Annotated in this window: 16 protein-coding genes; 4 read left to right on the forward strand and 12 right to left on the reverse strand. The window is 63.1% G+C overall.

Annotated features, from left to right (window positions below):
* Window positions 1-222: 222 nt before the first annotated feature.
* Together CQ041_RS03170 and CQ041_RS03175 are read left to right on the forward strand one after the other, a co-directional pair.
* Entirely contained in the window at window positions 223-1,629 is a 1,407-nt protein-coding gene (locus CQ041_RS03170; protein WP_105521060.1) for an adenosylmethionine--8-amino-7-oxononanoate transaminase, read from the forward strand.
* 30 nt (window positions 1,630-1,659) lie between these two features.
* Complete coding sequence (locus CQ041_RS03175) at window positions 1,660-2,379, forward strand: 16S rRNA (uracil(1498)-N(3))-methyltransferase (protein WP_105521061.1); 720 nt, start codon at window positions 1,660-1,662, stop codon at window positions 2,377-2,379.
* Window positions 2,380-2,459: 80 nt separating this feature from the next.
* Here CQ041_RS03175 and CQ041_RS03180 read toward each other — a convergent pair whose 3' ends face one another.
* Both CQ041_RS03180 and CQ041_RS03185 read right to left on the reverse strand, forming a co-directional pair.
* Window positions 2,460-3,350, reverse strand: coding sequence for a transporter substrate-binding domain-containing protein (locus tag CQ041_RS03180; protein WP_105521062.1), 891 nt, complete (start codon window positions 3,348-3,350; stop codon window positions 2,460-2,462).
* 27 nt (window positions 3,351-3,377) lie between these two features.
* On the reverse strand, window positions 3,378-4,646 hold the full coding sequence (locus tag CQ041_RS03185; protein WP_122427347.1) for a D-amino acid dehydrogenase: 1,269 nt from the start codon (window positions 4,644-4,646) through the stop codon (window positions 3,378-3,380).
* A gap of 62 nt (window positions 4,647-4,708) precedes the next feature.
* On the opposite strand from CQ041_RS03185, the gene CQ041_RS03190 reads away from it, so the two are divergent.
* The gene (locus CQ041_RS03190; RefSeq protein WP_105521064.1) at window positions 4,709-5,611 is read left to right on the forward strand and encodes a LysR family transcriptional regulator; all 903 of its coding nucleotides are present in this window, start codon (window positions 4,709-4,711) and stop codon (window positions 5,609-5,611) included.
* A gap of 84 nt (window positions 5,612-5,695) precedes the next feature.
* Here CQ041_RS03190 and CQ041_RS03195 read toward each other — a convergent pair whose 3' ends face one another.
* Entirely contained in the window at window positions 5,696-6,313 is a 618-nt protein-coding gene (locus tag CQ041_RS03195; RefSeq protein ID WP_105521065.1) for a hemolysin III family protein, read from the reverse strand.
* A 145-nt stretch (window positions 6,314-6,458) separates the two neighbouring features.
* Between CQ041_RS03195 and CQ041_RS03200 the strand changes: the two genes are divergently transcribed.
* A complete protein-coding gene (locus CQ041_RS03200) occupies window positions 6,459-7,379 on the forward strand; it encodes a LysR substrate-binding domain-containing protein (RefSeq protein ID WP_105521066.1) in 921 nt (306 codons plus the stop codon).
* 121 nt (window positions 7,380-7,500) lie between these two features.
* Here CQ041_RS03200 and madM read toward each other — a convergent pair whose 3' ends face one another.
* The 9 genes from madM to mdcA form a co-directional block, all read right to left on the reverse strand.
* Window positions 7,501-8,265, reverse strand: a complete 765-nt coding sequence (madM, locus tag CQ041_RS03205; protein WP_105521067.1) for a malonate transporter subunit MadM — start codon at window positions 8,263-8,265, stop codon at window positions 7,501-7,503.
* 1 nt (window position 8,266) lies between these two features.
* Entirely contained in the window at window positions 8,267-8,671 is a 405-nt protein-coding gene (gene madL / locus CQ041_RS03210; RefSeq protein ID WP_105521068.1) for a malonate transporter subunit MadL, read from the reverse strand.
* Between the two features lie 67 nt (window positions 8,672-8,738).
* Complete coding sequence (gene mdcH, locus CQ041_RS03215; protein WP_105521069.1) at window positions 8,739-9,638, reverse strand: malonate decarboxylase subunit epsilon; 900 nt, start codon at window positions 9,636-9,638, stop codon at window positions 8,739-8,741.
* A complete protein-coding gene (locus CQ041_RS03220; RefSeq protein ID WP_105521070.1) occupies window positions 9,635-10,222 on the reverse strand; it encodes a malonate decarboxylase holo-ACP synthase in 588 nt (195 codons plus the stop codon). The genes mdcH and CQ041_RS03220 overlap by 4 nt, the downstream gene beginning before the upstream one ends.
* Window positions 10,216-10,986 carry a biotin-independent malonate decarboxylase subunit gamma gene (mdcE, locus tag CQ041_RS03225; protein WP_105521071.1) on the reverse strand — a complete coding sequence of 257 codons (771 nt, stop codon included), beginning with the start codon at window positions 10,984-10,986 and terminating at the stop codon, window positions 10,216-10,218. Before mdcE ends, CQ041_RS03220 begins: the two co-directional genes overlap by 7 nt.
* Complete coding sequence (locus CQ041_RS03230; protein ID WP_105521072.1) at window positions 10,983-11,825, reverse strand: biotin-independent malonate decarboxylase subunit beta; 843 nt, start codon at window positions 11,823-11,825, stop codon at window positions 10,983-10,985. The genes mdcE and CQ041_RS03230 overlap by 4 nt, the downstream gene beginning before the upstream one ends.
* On the reverse strand, window positions 11,818-12,117 hold the full coding sequence (locus CQ041_RS03235; RefSeq protein WP_105521073.1) for a malonate decarboxylase subunit delta: 300 nt from the start codon (window positions 12,115-12,117) through the stop codon (window positions 11,818-11,820). The genes CQ041_RS03230 and CQ041_RS03235 overlap by 8 nt, the downstream gene beginning before the upstream one ends.
* The gene (locus CQ041_RS03240; RefSeq protein WP_105521074.1) at window positions 12,117-12,950 is read right to left on the reverse strand and encodes a triphosphoribosyl-dephospho-CoA synthase; all 834 of its coding nucleotides are present in this window, start codon (window positions 12,948-12,950) and stop codon (window positions 12,117-12,119) included. Before CQ041_RS03240 ends, CQ041_RS03235 begins: the two co-directional genes overlap by 1 nt.
* Window positions 12,951-14,621 (reverse strand): malonate decarboxylase subunit alpha, encoded by a 1,671-nt coding sequence (gene mdcA / locus CQ041_RS03245; RefSeq protein WP_105521075.1) that lies wholly within the window; start codon window positions 14,619-14,621, stop codon window positions 12,951-12,953. It abuts the gene before it with no gap.
* Between the last annotated feature and the right edge of the window lie 135 nt (window positions 14,622-14,756).

Here is a 14,756-nt window from a genome sequence, read left to right on the forward strand (position 1 = left end):
TTAAAGCGCAAATTTTCGCTTTGAAATATCGAGAAATATGATCAAGAGACTATGCACAATAAGTTAACCAAGGATTAAGGACTATTCCCTGGAAACGTGACAGACCGTCCTGCCTTTACCCCCATTCACCGGTAATAGCTTGTGACACAGCCCACCATTGCATAGGCTTGCGCGATTGTTTTACCTGCGCCCCGCCGCAGGACCGCTTCGAGGAGAGAACCGATGGGCCTGAACAACCAGTGGATGCAGCGCGACCTGGCGGTGCTGTGGCATCCCTGCACCCAGATGAAAGACCACCAGCAACTGCCGCTGGTGCCGATCAAGCGCGGCGAAGGCGTGTGGCTGGAAGATTTCGAAGGCAAGCGCTACCTCGACGCTGTCAGTTCCTGGTGGGTCAACGTCTTCGGCCACGCCAACCCGCGCATCAACCAGCGCATCAAAGACCAGGTCGACCAGTTGGAGCACGTGATCCTCGCCGGCTTCAGCCACCAGCCGGTCATCGAGTTGTCCGAGCGCCTGGTGCAGATGACGCCCGAAGGCCTGACGCGGTGTTTCTACGCCGATAACGGGTCGTCCTGCATCGAAGTCGCGCTGAAAATGAGCTTTCACTATTGGCTCAACCGTGGCCTGCCGAACAAGAAGCGCTTCGTCACCCTGACCAACAGCTACCACGGCGAAACCATCGCCGCGATGTCGGTGGGCGACGTGCCGCTGTTTACCGAAACCTACAAGGCGCTGCTGCTCGACACCCTCAAGGTGCCAAGCCCGGACTGCTACCTGCGCCCCGAGGGCATGAGCTGGGAAGAACATTCGCGCAACATGTTCCTGGCCATGGAGCAGACCCTGGCGGAAAACCACGACACGGTCGCCGCTGTGATCATCGAGCCGTTGATCCAGGGCGCCGGCGGCATGCGCATGTACCACCCGGTGTACCTCAAGTTGCTGCGCGACGCCTGCGATCGCTACGGCGTGCACCTGATCCACGACGAAATCGCCGTGGGCTTCGGTCGCACCGGCAGCATGTTCGCCTGCGAACAGGCCGGCATCCGCCCGGACTTCCTGTGCCTGTCCAAAGCCCTCACCGGCGGCTACCTGCCGCTGGCGGCGGTAGTCACCACCGATGACGTCTACAACGCCTTCTACGACGACTACCCGACCCTGCGTGCCTTCCTGCATTCCCACAGCTACACCGGCAACCCGCTGGCGTGCGCGGCGGCATTGGCGACCCTGGATATCTTCGAAGAAGACAACGTCATCGAGAACAACAAGGCCCTGGCCCAGCGCATGGCGACGGCCACCGCACACCTGGTGGACCATCCCCACGTCTCGGAAGTGCGCCAGACCGGCATGGTGCTGGCTATCGAGATGGTCCAGGACAAGGCCACCAAGACCGCCTACCCGTGGCAGGAACGCAGGGGCCTGAAGGTGTTCGAGCACGCCTTGGCGCGTGGCGCACTGTTGCGGCCGCTGGGCAGCGTGGTGTATTTCCTGCCGCCTTATGTGATTACGCCGGAGCAGATCGACTTCCTCGCCGACGTGGCCAGCGAAGGCATCGATATCGCCACCCACAGCAGTGTCAGCGTTGCCGTGCCGAAAGATTTCCACCCAGGCTTTCGTGATCCGGGCTGATGGCCCGCACCCTTTTTTCAGAGAACAGAAATGAGATTGTCCCGTTTTTTCACCGACACCCCGCTGAGCATTGGCGATCACGAATTGCCCGAAGCCCAGGCACACTACATCAGCCGCGTATTGCGCATGGCCGAAGGTGACGCCGTGCAATTGTTCGACGGCTCCGGCCAGGAGTTTCTCGGCAGTCTGCTGGAGGTCGGCAAGAAACGCGTCACCGTGCAACTGACCGAAAGCTTTGCCGGCCAGGCCGAGTCGCTACTGCACATCCACCTCGGCCAGGGCCTGTCCCGGGGCGAGCGCATGGACTGGGCGATCCAGAAAGCCACAGAGCTGGGGGTCAACGCGATCACACCGATTTTCAGCGACCGCTGCGAAGTGCGCCTGAAAGACGAACGCGCCGACAAACGCCTGCTGCACTGGCGCCAGGTAGCGATCAGCGCGTGCGAGCAATGCGGGCGTTCAACGGTACCGGTGATTCACCCGCCGCTGCTGCTGGCGGAGTGGTTGAAGCAGACCGAAGCGGACTTGAAGCTGGTGCTGCACCCGGTGGCCGAGCCCATGGTCAGTCACGCCAAGCCTTCCAGCCTGGCGTTTCTGATCGGCCCTGAAGGCGGGCTGACCGACAACGAAGTCGACACCGCCCAAGCCGCCGGCTACCACGCCGCCCGCCTTGGTCCGCGCGTGTTGCGCACCGAGACAGCGCCGGTGGTAGCGTTGGCAGTCGCCCAACAGTTGTGGGGCGATTTCTAACGCCCTTCCGCTGCAACCCCAATCGACACTGAGGGAGCTGGCTTGCCTGCTCCCACTTGTTGAATGGGGTGATGATTTCATTACTCGACCGGGTCGCTCGTCGGCTCGGCAATGATCGCCTTCAACTCGCTGGTCATCGGGAATTCCAGGTTCAGCCCCTTGGGTGGAATCGGTGATTCAAACCAGCGCTGGTAGATCCCATTGATCTCTCCAGTGCGATACAGGTCGCCGAGCGTCTCGTTAACCACCGCCAGGAACTGCGGGTCATCCTTGCGCAGCATGCAGCTGTAGATTTCCCGCGACTGCTCCTGACCCACCACCACCCAGTTGTGCGGGTCGCGGGCCTTGGCGCGTTCGCCGTAGAGCAGCGCATCGTCCATGTAGAACGCCACTGCGCGGCCGGTCTCCAGCATCTTGAAGGCCTCGCCGTGATCCTTGGCACTGATCACCGAGATGTTGGCCTTTTGCTCCACGTTGTAGCTTTTGAGATAACGCTCATTGGTGGTGCCAGCGGTGGTTACCACGGTCTTGCCGTTGAGATCACTAAAGCCTTGGACACCGCTGCCTTTGGCCGTCAGCAACTGGCCTTTCACGTAGATGAATCCGTAGGAAAACGCCACCTGCTTCTGCCGCTCGGCGGTCACCCCGGTGGAGCCGCATTCCAGGTCCACGGTGCCGTTCTGCACCAGCGGGATACGCGTCTGGGAGGTCACCAGGTTGTACTTCACCCGCAGGTTGGCCACCCCGGTTTTCTGCTGGATGCGCTCGACGATCTTGTTCGCCAGGTCCACCGAATAGCCCATGGGCTTGCCGCTGTGGTCGCCCACGTAGGAAAATGGCACCGACGCATCGCGGTAGCCCAGGGTGATGGACTTCGTGCTGGCGATCTTGCCCAACACGCCTTCCGTCGCATGGGCCTGAGCCCCCAACAGAAGCCCCAGGGTGCAGCCAGTCAACAGGATTTTTTTCATTGTTATGCTCCGTTGGTTGATGACGCTTCAAGCAGCGCGGGGCGACAGGCCCTGCATATCGATGGAAGGTGCGCGCTGGCCGATCAGCTCGGCCAACAGTTGGCCACTGCCGCAGGCCAGGGTAAAGCCGAGGGCGCCGTGGCCCAGGTTCAGCCACAGGTTGCGATACACACTGGCGCCGATCAACGGCACACCGGTGGGGGTCGCAGGCCGCATGCCGGCCCATTCCACGGCCTGGGCGTAGTCGCCAGCCGCAGGAAATGTCTCCAGCGCCTGGCGCTTCATCAGCGCCAGGCGCTTGGGGTCAAGGCTGGCGTCGTAGCCGACGATGTCCACCATCGCGGCCACCCGCAGCTGCTCGCCGATGCGCGCGTAGACGATCTTGCGATCGTAATCGGTGATGCTCACGTTCGGCGCCTGATGCGGCGTGCTCACCGGCACGCTGAGGCTGTAGCCTTTGAGCGGGTACAACGGCAGCGACACGCCCAACTCGGCACTGCGATAGCCAGCCGCCAGGACCAACTGCTCGACCGGCATTACGTCATCCCCCAGCGCGATGGCCCGTACCGCACCGTCGAGGTGATGAATACCGGTAACCTGCCGCCCCAGTAAAAAGGTGCAACGCCCTGAAGACGCGAGGCGCGCCGCCAGGCGTTGGCAGAAGGCGTGACAGTCGGCCACTTCTTCATTGGGTGTGTAGATGCCGCCGACAAAACCATCCTGCGCCAGCGCCGGTTCAAGGCCCGCGCAATCTGCCGCCGTCAGCACCTGCTGCTGCACAAAATCGGTCACTTTGCTGCGCGCCCGCGCGAACGTGCCCGCGCTGCGAAAGGTCACCAACTTGCCGTTGCGGCGCCAGTCGAAGCCGTCGAGGTGATCGTCCTCGCGCCATTGCTGCAAGGTGTGCTGGCTCAAGGCGGCCAGGCGCAGCAAGTGGGCGGCATTGCGCTGGTTCACCGAGCCACGGCAGGCGCCGACGAAAGCCGCCATCCAGCGCCACTGCCGAGGGTCCAGCCGAGGGCGCAACTTGAGCGGCGACTCACCGCGCAGCAGCCAGCCAATCGCTTGCAGCGGCACACCTGCATCGGCCAACGGCGCGACGTAGCGGTACGACAATTGCCCGCCATTGGCGAAGCTGGTTTCACTGCCCAGGCTGTCGCGCGCATCGATCACCGTCACCTCATGGCCGGCCCGCACCAACGCATAGGCGCTGGTCAACCCGATCACCCCACCGCCAATGATGCACACCATCGCCGCCACCGCCGTTCCATTGAGAGGGCTCCAGCCTAGGGGCAGGTGACAGGCCGACGACAATGAATAAAGATGGCTCACCCATAAACAAAGGTTATGGACTTGCCATGCGCTTGCGTCATATCGAAATCTTCCAGGCCATTCGCCAGACCGGCTCCATCAGCGCTGCGGCGCAGTTGCTGCACGTCTCCCAGCCGGCAGTGACCAAAGTGTTGCAGCATGCCGAGTTACAGCTGGGCTTTCCGCTGTTCCTGCGGGTGCGCGGCAAATTGCAGCCCACGCCGGAAGCCCTGGCGCTGGAAAGCGAAGTCGAGAAAGTGACCGAGAGCCTGCAAGGTGTGCGGCGCCTGGCCAAGAGTTTGCGCCGCGCGCCGGGCCAAAGCGTGCGCATCGGCGCGATCCCGGCCCTGGCGTTGTCGCTGCTGCCGCCGGCGATCCTGGAGTGGAAACGCGATTACCCGGACATGGCCTGCGAGCTCTCCAGCGATCACAGCCGCGAGCTGGTGCACAAACTGTTGATGCGCGAGATCGACCTCGCACTGACCCTCAGCCTCTCCGGCCACCCGGGCTTGACCACCCAAGTGCTGGCCGACGGCGTGCTGGTGGCGCTAGCCTCGAAGGGTTATTGGCCCGACCCGGACCTGAGCAAGCCCTTGGCCCTGAGCGAGCTGGCGGGCGCGCCATTGATCGGCCTCTCCAGCGCCGACCCCTTGGCCGCCAAGCTCGACAGCTACCTGGAAAACGTCGACCCTGCGCCCCGAGTGACCATCAGCGTACAAACCTACTCCCTGGCTCGTGCGATGGTGGAGTCCGGCGCCGGCCTCACAGTGATCGACCCCTTCACCGCCCTCGGCGCCTCGACAGCCACCACGTGCATTCGCACGCTCACGCCGCCACTGCCAATCACCCTGTACGCCCTGACCCGCGCGGACGAGCCACCGCCGCATATGCTTGCAACGTTGCTGCAAATCCTCGGGCAGCGCGCACGAGAGCTGCTGGAGCGTTTATAGGCGGGAGCTGGCTTGCCTGCGATAGCATCGCCTCGGTTCTGCAGAAACATCGAGTCGCTTGCCTCGCAGGCAAGCCACACAGGGTTACAGCACGTAATGCATGACTGCCACAAAGTGCAGCAAACTCCCGCCGATCACAAACAAATGCCAGATCCCGTGGGAATGCCGCAACCGATCTTCCAGTGCGAAGAAGATGATGCCCACGGTATACAGGACCCCGCCGGCCGCCAGCCAGGTGAACCCGGCGGTGCCCAGCGCAGCCATCAGCGGCTTGACCGCCACCAGCACGATCCAACCCATCACCGCATAGATCACGATGGACAGGATGCGCGCCTCGGAACGCGGTTTGATTTCCTGCAATATGCCGATCACCGCCAGCCCCCACACGATCCCGAACAGCGTCCAGCCCCAAGGCCCGCGCAGGCTCACCAGGCAAAACGGCGTGTAGCTGCCGGCGATCAGCAGGTAGATTGAAAAGTGGTCGACCTTCTGCATGATCTCTTTTCGGCGCCCACGCACGCTGTGGTACACCGTGGACGCGCTGTACAGCACCAGCAGCGTAAAACCATAAATCGCCACGCTGACGATCTTCCAGGGGCTGCCATCCAGGCTCGCCACCACCAGCATCCACACCGCGCCCGCAAAGGCTGCGACGGCCCCGAGCAAGTGGCTCCAGGCGTTGAATCGTTCCCCGTGGTACATCTTTCCTCGACCTCCTGTGTCCGACATGGGCGGGCGGGTAAGCGTCCCGCCTTGCGCATAAGAGTGCAAGGGGCTTATGACGTTCCGAGGACGCCGGGCGGTTTTGCGGGCACAATCGACAGCCTTCGAACAAGAGCCCACGGCCATGCTGATCGACGAAGAGTTCACCCTCAAGAAGCTCGAAATCTTCCTGGCGTTCATGCGCACCGGTAACCTGGGCCGCGCTGCCGCCGAGTTGCAAACCAGTAACGTCAGCGTGCACCGCGCCATTCATTCTCTGGAAAACGCGCTGCGCTGCCCGCTGTTCAAACACGAAGGGCGCAACCTCACGCCGCTGGAAAGCGCCTACGTGTTGGAAGAACGCGCGCAGAAGCTGGTGGCTGATGTGGTCGACAGTGTACGCCTCACCCGCGAAGCGGCCGGCTTCTCCGCCGAACGCTTCAAGCTCGGCTCGCTGTATTCGCTCACGGTAAAGACCGTACCGCAGTTGATCATGGGCCTGAAGATCCGCCGCAGCGAGCTCAACATCGACCTCATCCTGGGCTCCAACTTCGACCTGCTCTACAAGCTCAAGAACATGGAGGTGGACGCGATCCTCATCTCCCTCGACGAGCACGCCAACGACCCGGACTGCGAACAGATTGCCTTGTTCTCCGATGACATCTTCCTCGCCACACCGGCGGATTCACCGTTTGACCGCGATCAGCAAATTGATCTGGCGGACGTACGCGACGCGACCTTCATCACCCTCACCCAGGGCTTCGCCACTCACCAGGATGGCAATCGCGTGTTCAAGCAGGCGGGGTTCGAGCCGAAGGTGGCGATGCAGGTGAACGACATTTTCACGCTGCTGAGCATGGTCAGCTCAGGCGTGGGCTATGCGCTGCTGCCGGGCAGGATCGCGGCGGTGTATGAGAACCGCGTGAAGTTGATACCGCTGCAACCCAGGTATCGGTTGCAGCAGCACATTGGCGTGGTGTTCTTGAAGGCCAAGGAGCGTGATCCCAACTTGCTGGCGTTGTTGGCGGAGTGCCGGATGTATGCCAATCGGCAGGTGCAAGCCTGACACACCGCCATCGGGGGCAAGCCCCCTCCCACACTGGATACGATTCCACGCCTGCATTTGGAATGCAGTCAAATGTGGGAGGGGCTTGCCCCCGATAGCGTCAGACCAAGCACCGCGAAAACTAACCGACCAACCCGCGCACGATGAAATAGAGCAACGAAGGCCCGAGCAAGCAACCCAACCCGGTATGGAACGTCGCCGTCAGCGCGCCATACGGCACCAACCGCCGATCCGTCGCAGCCAAGCCAGCAGTCACGCCGCTCACCGTGCCGGCCAACCCGCCAAACACCATCGCCGAACGCGGGTTATCCAGGCCCATCCAGCGCGCAGCGACCGGTGTGCCGACCATCACCAGGATCGCCTTGATCAACCCGGTGGCAATGGACAGCGCCATCACGTCCGACGTCGCGCCGATGGCTGCGCCGGTCACGGGGCCGACGATGTAGGTCACGGCGCCGGCACCGATGGTGGTCATGCTGATTGCATCGCGATAACCGAACGCCCAGGCCATGCACGCGCCGACGATAAACGGCAGGATCGTGCCCAGCAGCAGCGCAATCACGCCAATCATGCCGGCCTTGCGCGCCTCGGTGGCTTGCACTTCGAACGCCGTGGCGACAATGGCGAAGTCGCGCAACATCGCGCCGCCCATCAGGCCGATGCCGGAGAACAGCGCCAGGTCTGCCAGGCCTTTCTGGCCTCCCGTCACGGTGCCGCCGACCCAGGCCAATACCAGGCCGATAACGATCGCAATCGCCGAACCGTGGATGCGCCCGAAGGTCAGGCGTTTGGACAGCACCACGGAAATCCACATGACCACGCCCACGAAGGCAAACGCGGTGATCAGGCCGTTATGTTCCAAACCTTTTTCGATGAGCGCCCACATATCAGCGACCTCCCACTGGGGCAATCAGCGGCTCTTCATCGGGCAACGGTTCACCCCTGTGAGTGCGGCTGATCAGGGCGATGGTGCAACCACACACGACCACCGAACCAATCGCGGCGAGCACCGCCACCGGGCCACCGTGCAGCGCGGTTACCACGTTCTGCTGCGCAGCCATGGCGACCACCACGGGAATGTACATCGCACCCCAGAAGCCCACACCCATTTCGCATTCCTTGGTCATGCCGCCGCGCTTTTGCATCCACAGCCGCGCGCAGATCAGCAGGATCATCGCGATCCCCACCCCGCCCACGTTGGACTTTACGCCCAGCAACACACCGAGCATGTCGCCCATGATCACGCCCGCGAGCGTGCAGATCGCTAGCAATGCCACACCGTAAATTATCATTGTTGTTGTCCTCAAAGTGCTCGATCGAAATTGTTGTTTTTGTGCTTCGAAAGCCTTGGGTGAAGCTCTATCGGTGGCGGTTTTCCTCCTCTTGCAGCAGGGCCTGCAAGGTATCCAGGCGTGCGCCTTCACAGGCGATCACCGTGCCGTGTTCAAACACCCGGCGTGACAGGCCGGTGAGCACGGCGCCGGGTGGCAGTTCGATCTGCAGGCGCACACCGCGCTCGTAGGCGCTTTGCACGGTGCCGCGCCAGTCGACGATGCGGCACATGTTGAAGGCCAGGTCGTCGCGCAATTGTTCAGGGTTGTGGATCGGCCGCGCACGGGTGCTGCTCAGGTAGGTGATACGCGGCGCCTTGAGCGAGACGAAGGCTTGCGCCAGCGCCTGGGCCGGTTGCTCCAGCAATGCGCAGTGGGACGGCACGCTGACGGCCAGGCGCTTGGCGATGCCATTGCCCTTGATGCGGTGGGCGATGAGCTTCATGGCCTGATCGCTGCCGGCGATCACGGTCTGGTTGTCGGCGTTGATATTGGCCAGGTACACCGGAGTTTCGGGGCTGTGGATTTCGGCCAGTAGGCTTTCGACGGTGGATAACTCCGGGCCGATGATCGCGGTCATACCGTAGCCCTGTGGATAAGCATTTTGCATCAGCTCGCCGCGCAGACTGACCAGTTTGACGGCGTCGGCGAAATCCAGCGCACCGGCAATCACTGCCGCCGGGTAGGCACCGATGGACAATCCCGCGACGTAATCCGGGCGGTGTTGCAGCAGGCGGGCGTGGGCCACGCCGGCGATCAACAGGCAAAGCTGTACGGCGCGGGTGCTCGCCAGGGCGTGCGCCGAATCCAACGCGCGAACGTCTTCACCCAAGGCATCGCTGGCGTGTTCCAACACATCGGCCGGCAACGCCTGGAGCATGCCCGGCCGCTGGGCGCCCTGCCCCGGGAACACCAGAAGGCTGCTCATGCCACCGCCTGCCAAGGATCAACAACGAGGTGCGCACCGCTGGCGGTTTTCAATAGCACCCGCCGCGATGGACCGGCCCATTCGCGCAGGGCGATAGCGCCGAAAGGGGTTTGCAGTTGCATATCCACGGCGCACGCGGCTTTGTCCAAGGTTGCCAGCAAGTCGCGTGAATCGTTGCGATCCAGCGGCCCGGGCGTGTGCAGAATCAGGTCCAGATCGCTCTGGGCGTGCAGCGCTTCGATGCCCGTTGCCAGCTCAAAACCCGCGCTGCCGGTGACGCCCCAGTTCAATGCCGCCAGCACTGGGCGCAACTGTTCGAGTGCCTGCAAAGCCGGTAGATCGCGCATCGAGACCACGTCACGCAGCGCTTGCGGTATGACTCGCCGCTGCACAGCGGCAATCGGCATTTGGACGGCTAAACGCTGCTCGCGAAAACGCCCGCGCACGCCCACCGCGACCTGGCCCGGCGCGACGATTGCGCGTCGCACCACCACCGTGCCAATCGCCTCCACCGCCCACGCCGGAGCGTCAGCAGGCAGATGCGCCGGGGTCATGCCCCAGAGCAGGTCGTGGGCGTTCACCACTGTTCCCGCAGCAGTTGGCGCACATGGCTGGAAGCGGCGCGATGGGTCGCACCCAGGCGGCTGCTCAAGTCGGTGCTGCCAATATCCTTGATCGCACTGACCAGGCAATCGCTGACCCGCGCCACATCCTCCGGCGTGGGTTGTTCAATCTGGCTCACCGACAAGGTTTCCCACAACAAGCCCAGGCTGGCGTAGCTGTCGATGTCATAGGCCATGGGCGGCACGCTGGCGGCCAGGGCTTCCAATTCTTCGACGCTGCGCAGGGTCACCCGCGCGGCGGAGGCTTTGCCCATGGCATGCACCATCACGCCGGGGTCGCGCAGGGCGATCAGGCGGTTGGCTTGATACCCATGCGCGAGAAACGCGCCAGACATCGCCTTGCCGACCAACAGGGCGATCACCGGGTGCCCGGCCAGTCGAGCACGGGCGTAGCTGTCGGCGGCGGCGGCCAGTGCCTGGTGGATACCGAGTGCTTCTTCGCGACGGCCATAGGCTTGGCTCGGCACATCGACGATGGCGATGATCGGGCGCTTGTCGCCACGGGCGATGGCTTCATCGACGGCTTTCGCCAGACCCCAACCTTCCAGCAGGCCGACTTCGCCATGGCGTGCGCGGGGGAAGCGGTTTTGCGCGTCGGTGACCACGGCGATATAGCGCACGGGCTGTTCACCCAGCACACCATCAGCGGCCTTCAGCGAGTTTGGCAAACCCTCAACGGCTGTCGCTCCGCCGCTCAACGCATTGAACCACTGCAAACCTCTCATGAGCGTTCTCCTTGATACAGCTCGCGTACCGTTGCCGGGTCAATTTGTGGCGTAGCGTCCAGTTCGGCCAGGCGCGCCAGATAGTGGTCGGCCTGACGGCTGCGTTGTTGAGTGGGCAAGCCCTGCTCCAACAATGCGCCGACGGTCTGTTGAATCTCGGCCACATCATCAGCCACATAGCGGTCGGCCAAGCCGCTGTTGAAACGTTGCTCGCCGCCGGTGAGGCTCCAGATGAAAGGGCGGTCGCGGGAGTCGTACTCTTCCAGGCCAGCCTCTTGCTCGATCACTTGCGGGCCGTTCAACCCCAGGCGTGCTTCGCGGGTGACGACAAGGTAACTGCACAAACCTGCCGCGATGGACATGCCACCAAAGCAGCCGACACTGCCCGCCACCACACCGATCACTGGCTGGTACTGGCGCAGATCGACAATCGCCGCATGAATATCAGCGATGGCCGCCAGGCCCAGGTTGGCTTCTTGCAGGCGCACACCGCCGGTCTCCAACAGCAAGACGGCGCGGGTGGCAATGCCGTTACGGTTGTCTTCGGCCGCCAACTCCAGGGCGCCGGCGATTTTTGCACCGCCAACTTCACCCAGGCTGCCGCCCTGGAAGTTGCCTTCGATGGCGGCAATCACCACAGGCTTTGCATCGATGCTGCCCTTGGCAATCACCACACCGTCATCGGCCTGGGGCACCACGCCCTGGCGGCTTAGCCACGGCGACATGACGCGCTGGAACGGGTCGATCAATTCGCGGTAGGAACCGGCGTCCAGCAAGGCCTTGGCCCGTTGCCGCGCGCCCAATTCAACGAAGCTGTGCCTGGCGAGTAAGTCAGTCATGGCCGATCTCCTCGAAACCCTGTTCCAGACGCAAGCGCACCACGCCGGGGGTGGCGCCGAAGTCGTGGATATCAATGTTCAAGGCCGGTGGGGTCTGCTCCTGGAAGATCCGCTCGAACAGATGCTGCCAGCGTTGTTCGGCGCCATTCACCGAGGTCTGCACCCGAATGGTCAGCGTGCCCGGCGTGCCCGGTTCCAGCAGCACTTCCAGGTCACCCGAGCCAACGCAACCCACCAGCGCACGGCCTCTTGGCGGCTGCCCGGCGGGGAATTCAAAGGATAAGGTTTCCATCACAACGCTCCGTCGAGGCGGTCGATAAACAGGCAGGCGGCCAACAGGTCGGCGGCGCCGCCGGGGGAGGCATTCAGGGCCAGCAGTTGAAGGTCTAACGCATGCAGTTGGCGACGCCCGGCCAGCGTTGCGCTGCCACCGGCATCGAGTACCGCTTGAGCGCCCTGCTGCATCGCCAGCAACCCTTCGGGACCGGCGCGGTAAAGCACGCAGGTGTCGGCCAGCTCAGTCATGATGGCCAGCAAGGCATCCAGGCGTGCGTTCTGCTCACCGGCGTTTTGCTGGCGGCTTCTGTGCAACTGCGGCAGGCCGCGTTGCACCACCGAAGGGAAGCCAAGCTGGGCTTCCTCACGAGCACCACGAGCACCATAACGTTGTGCAACCTGAGCGCCGTGGCTCATGGGCTGTGGCGCGTAGCGGTCGTTGAGCAGCGCCAACCTGGCTGCATTCAGCGTGACGGCCCGCGGCTCCAGGGCGGCGGCAGCGGTCAGCAAGCCAAGGGCCCAGATCGCGCCGCGATGGGTATTCACGCCGTGGGTGGTGACGAGCATTGTTTGCTCACCTTCACGGCCTATGCGCCCCAGCGCTTCGCGCAGGGGCAGGCCGACTTCACCGAATTCAATCGCCGCCTCGGCCATCTCCTTGAACATCGGCCACAGCGACAGCGCCGAGGCGTGCATCAGGCCCAGGTGCAAATCGCTATGGGCGCCGCTGCCCCGTCGGTCGACCAACGCCGGTTTTGGCGACAAGTCCGCCTCGTCGATCAGCGCATCGACGGCCATGTCCGCCAGGCGATCTGCGAGGGTGAGTTCATGCAGTTTGAGGGCGCGCATTTACCAGCTCCTGAATTTGGCGGGCGGGTTGTACAAGCCATCGGACCAGTCCACCAGGTCGGCCACGCTTTTAGCGGCCAACCATTCGCGGGTGGCGTCGGTCCGGCGAATGCCCAAGTCTTCGGGCAAAGCGATCAAGCCTTCGCGGCGCATGCGCGCAGTGTCCTTGGGGTTATGACGCAGGCCGATGGCGGTCACCCCGGCGACAGCGGCGATCATCGCCTGGCGCTCTTCCAGGGAGCGCGCCTTGTACAGGTAGGCGATGCCTTCTTCGGTGAGCAAGTGGGTGACGTCGTCGCCGTAGATCATGATCGGCGCCAGCGGCATGCCGCTTTTGCGTGCGACTTCCACGGCGTCGAGGGTGTCGACGAAGGTGGGTTTGCCGCCTTCCTGGAAGGTCTCGACCATCTGCACCACGAGCTTTTTACCGCGTTCAAGCAGAGCCTGCGGCGCATCGTCGTGGCGCATATCCAGCCAGGCCGGCGTGCCATGGCGACGACCGCGGGGGTCATGCCCCATGTTCGGTGCACCGCCGAAACCGGCGAGGCGACCGCGGGTCACGGTGGAGGAATGGCCATCGCCGTCCACCTGCAGCGTGGCACCGATAAACAGGTCCACCGCGTACTGGCCGGCAAGCTGGCAGAACATCCGGTTGGAACGCATCGAGCCGTCGCGGCCGGTGAAGAACACATCGGGCCGTGCGGCGATGTAGTTCTCCATCCCCAGTTCGGTACCGAAGCAATGCACGCTTTCGACCCAGCCGCTTTCGATGGCAGGGATCAGCGTGGGGTGTGGGTTGAGGGTCCAGTTGCGGCAGATCTTGCCCTTGAGGCCGAGGGACTCGCCGTAGGTGGGCAGGATCAATTCGATGGCGGCGGTGTTGAAACCGATGCCATGGTTGAGCGACTGCACGTTGTGTTTTTCGTAGATGCCACGGATCGCCATCATCGCCATCAACACATGCACCGGCTTGATATGGCGCGGATCGCGGGTGAACAACGGCTCGATGTAGAACGGTTTGTCGGCCACCACCACGAAGTCCACCCAACTCGCCGGGATGTCCACGCGGGGCAAATCGGTGACGTCGCCCACCAACTGGTTGACCTGCACGATCACGATGCCATCGCTGAACGCGGCAGGCTCGATCAGCGCCGGGGTGTCTTCGGTGCTCGCGCCGGTGTAGATATTGCCGGCGCGGTCGGCCATGAAACCGGCGGAAAGCACCACGTTGGGGATCAGGTCCACCACCAGCCGCGCATAGAGTTCGATGTAGGTGTGGATCGCACCGATTTCCAGCAGGCCGTCTTCGAGCAACTGGCTGATGCGCAGGGATTGAGTGCCGGCGAAGGAAAAGTCCAACTTGCGCGCGATGCCTTTTTCAAACAGGTCCAGGTGCTCGGAACGGCCGACACTGGGCATGATCATGTGCAAATCGTGAAGCTTGGCGGGGTCGATGTTGGCCAGGGAGCGGGAGAGAAAATCCGCCTGTTTCTGGTTGTTGCCTTCCAGTACGACACGGTCGCCGGGCAGGATCAGCGCCTCAAGCGCCTCGACGATCTTGTCACTGGGCAACACCGCCCCGTCGGCATACTGCTTGACCAGCCCGAGCCGCCGCTGCTTCTCGTCGCGCCGCCGCGTCCAGCGAGAGTCGGGGGTGATTGTTGTTGTCATGGTCGCTCCACGGGTTTGCTGTCGTGGGGCTTACCTTAGGAGTGATTGAGGGGGCCATCAATCAAGCTGGGCGGTGGATCGTTACGGCTGGAGTAACAGAACACCAGCAAATGCTGGTTTTGACCGAATGAAGAT

Source organism: Pseudomonas sp. MYb60, assembly GCF_002979555.1.
Taxonomy (GTDB): domain Bacteria; phylum Pseudomonadota; class Gammaproteobacteria; order Pseudomonadales; family Pseudomonadaceae; genus Aquipseudomonas.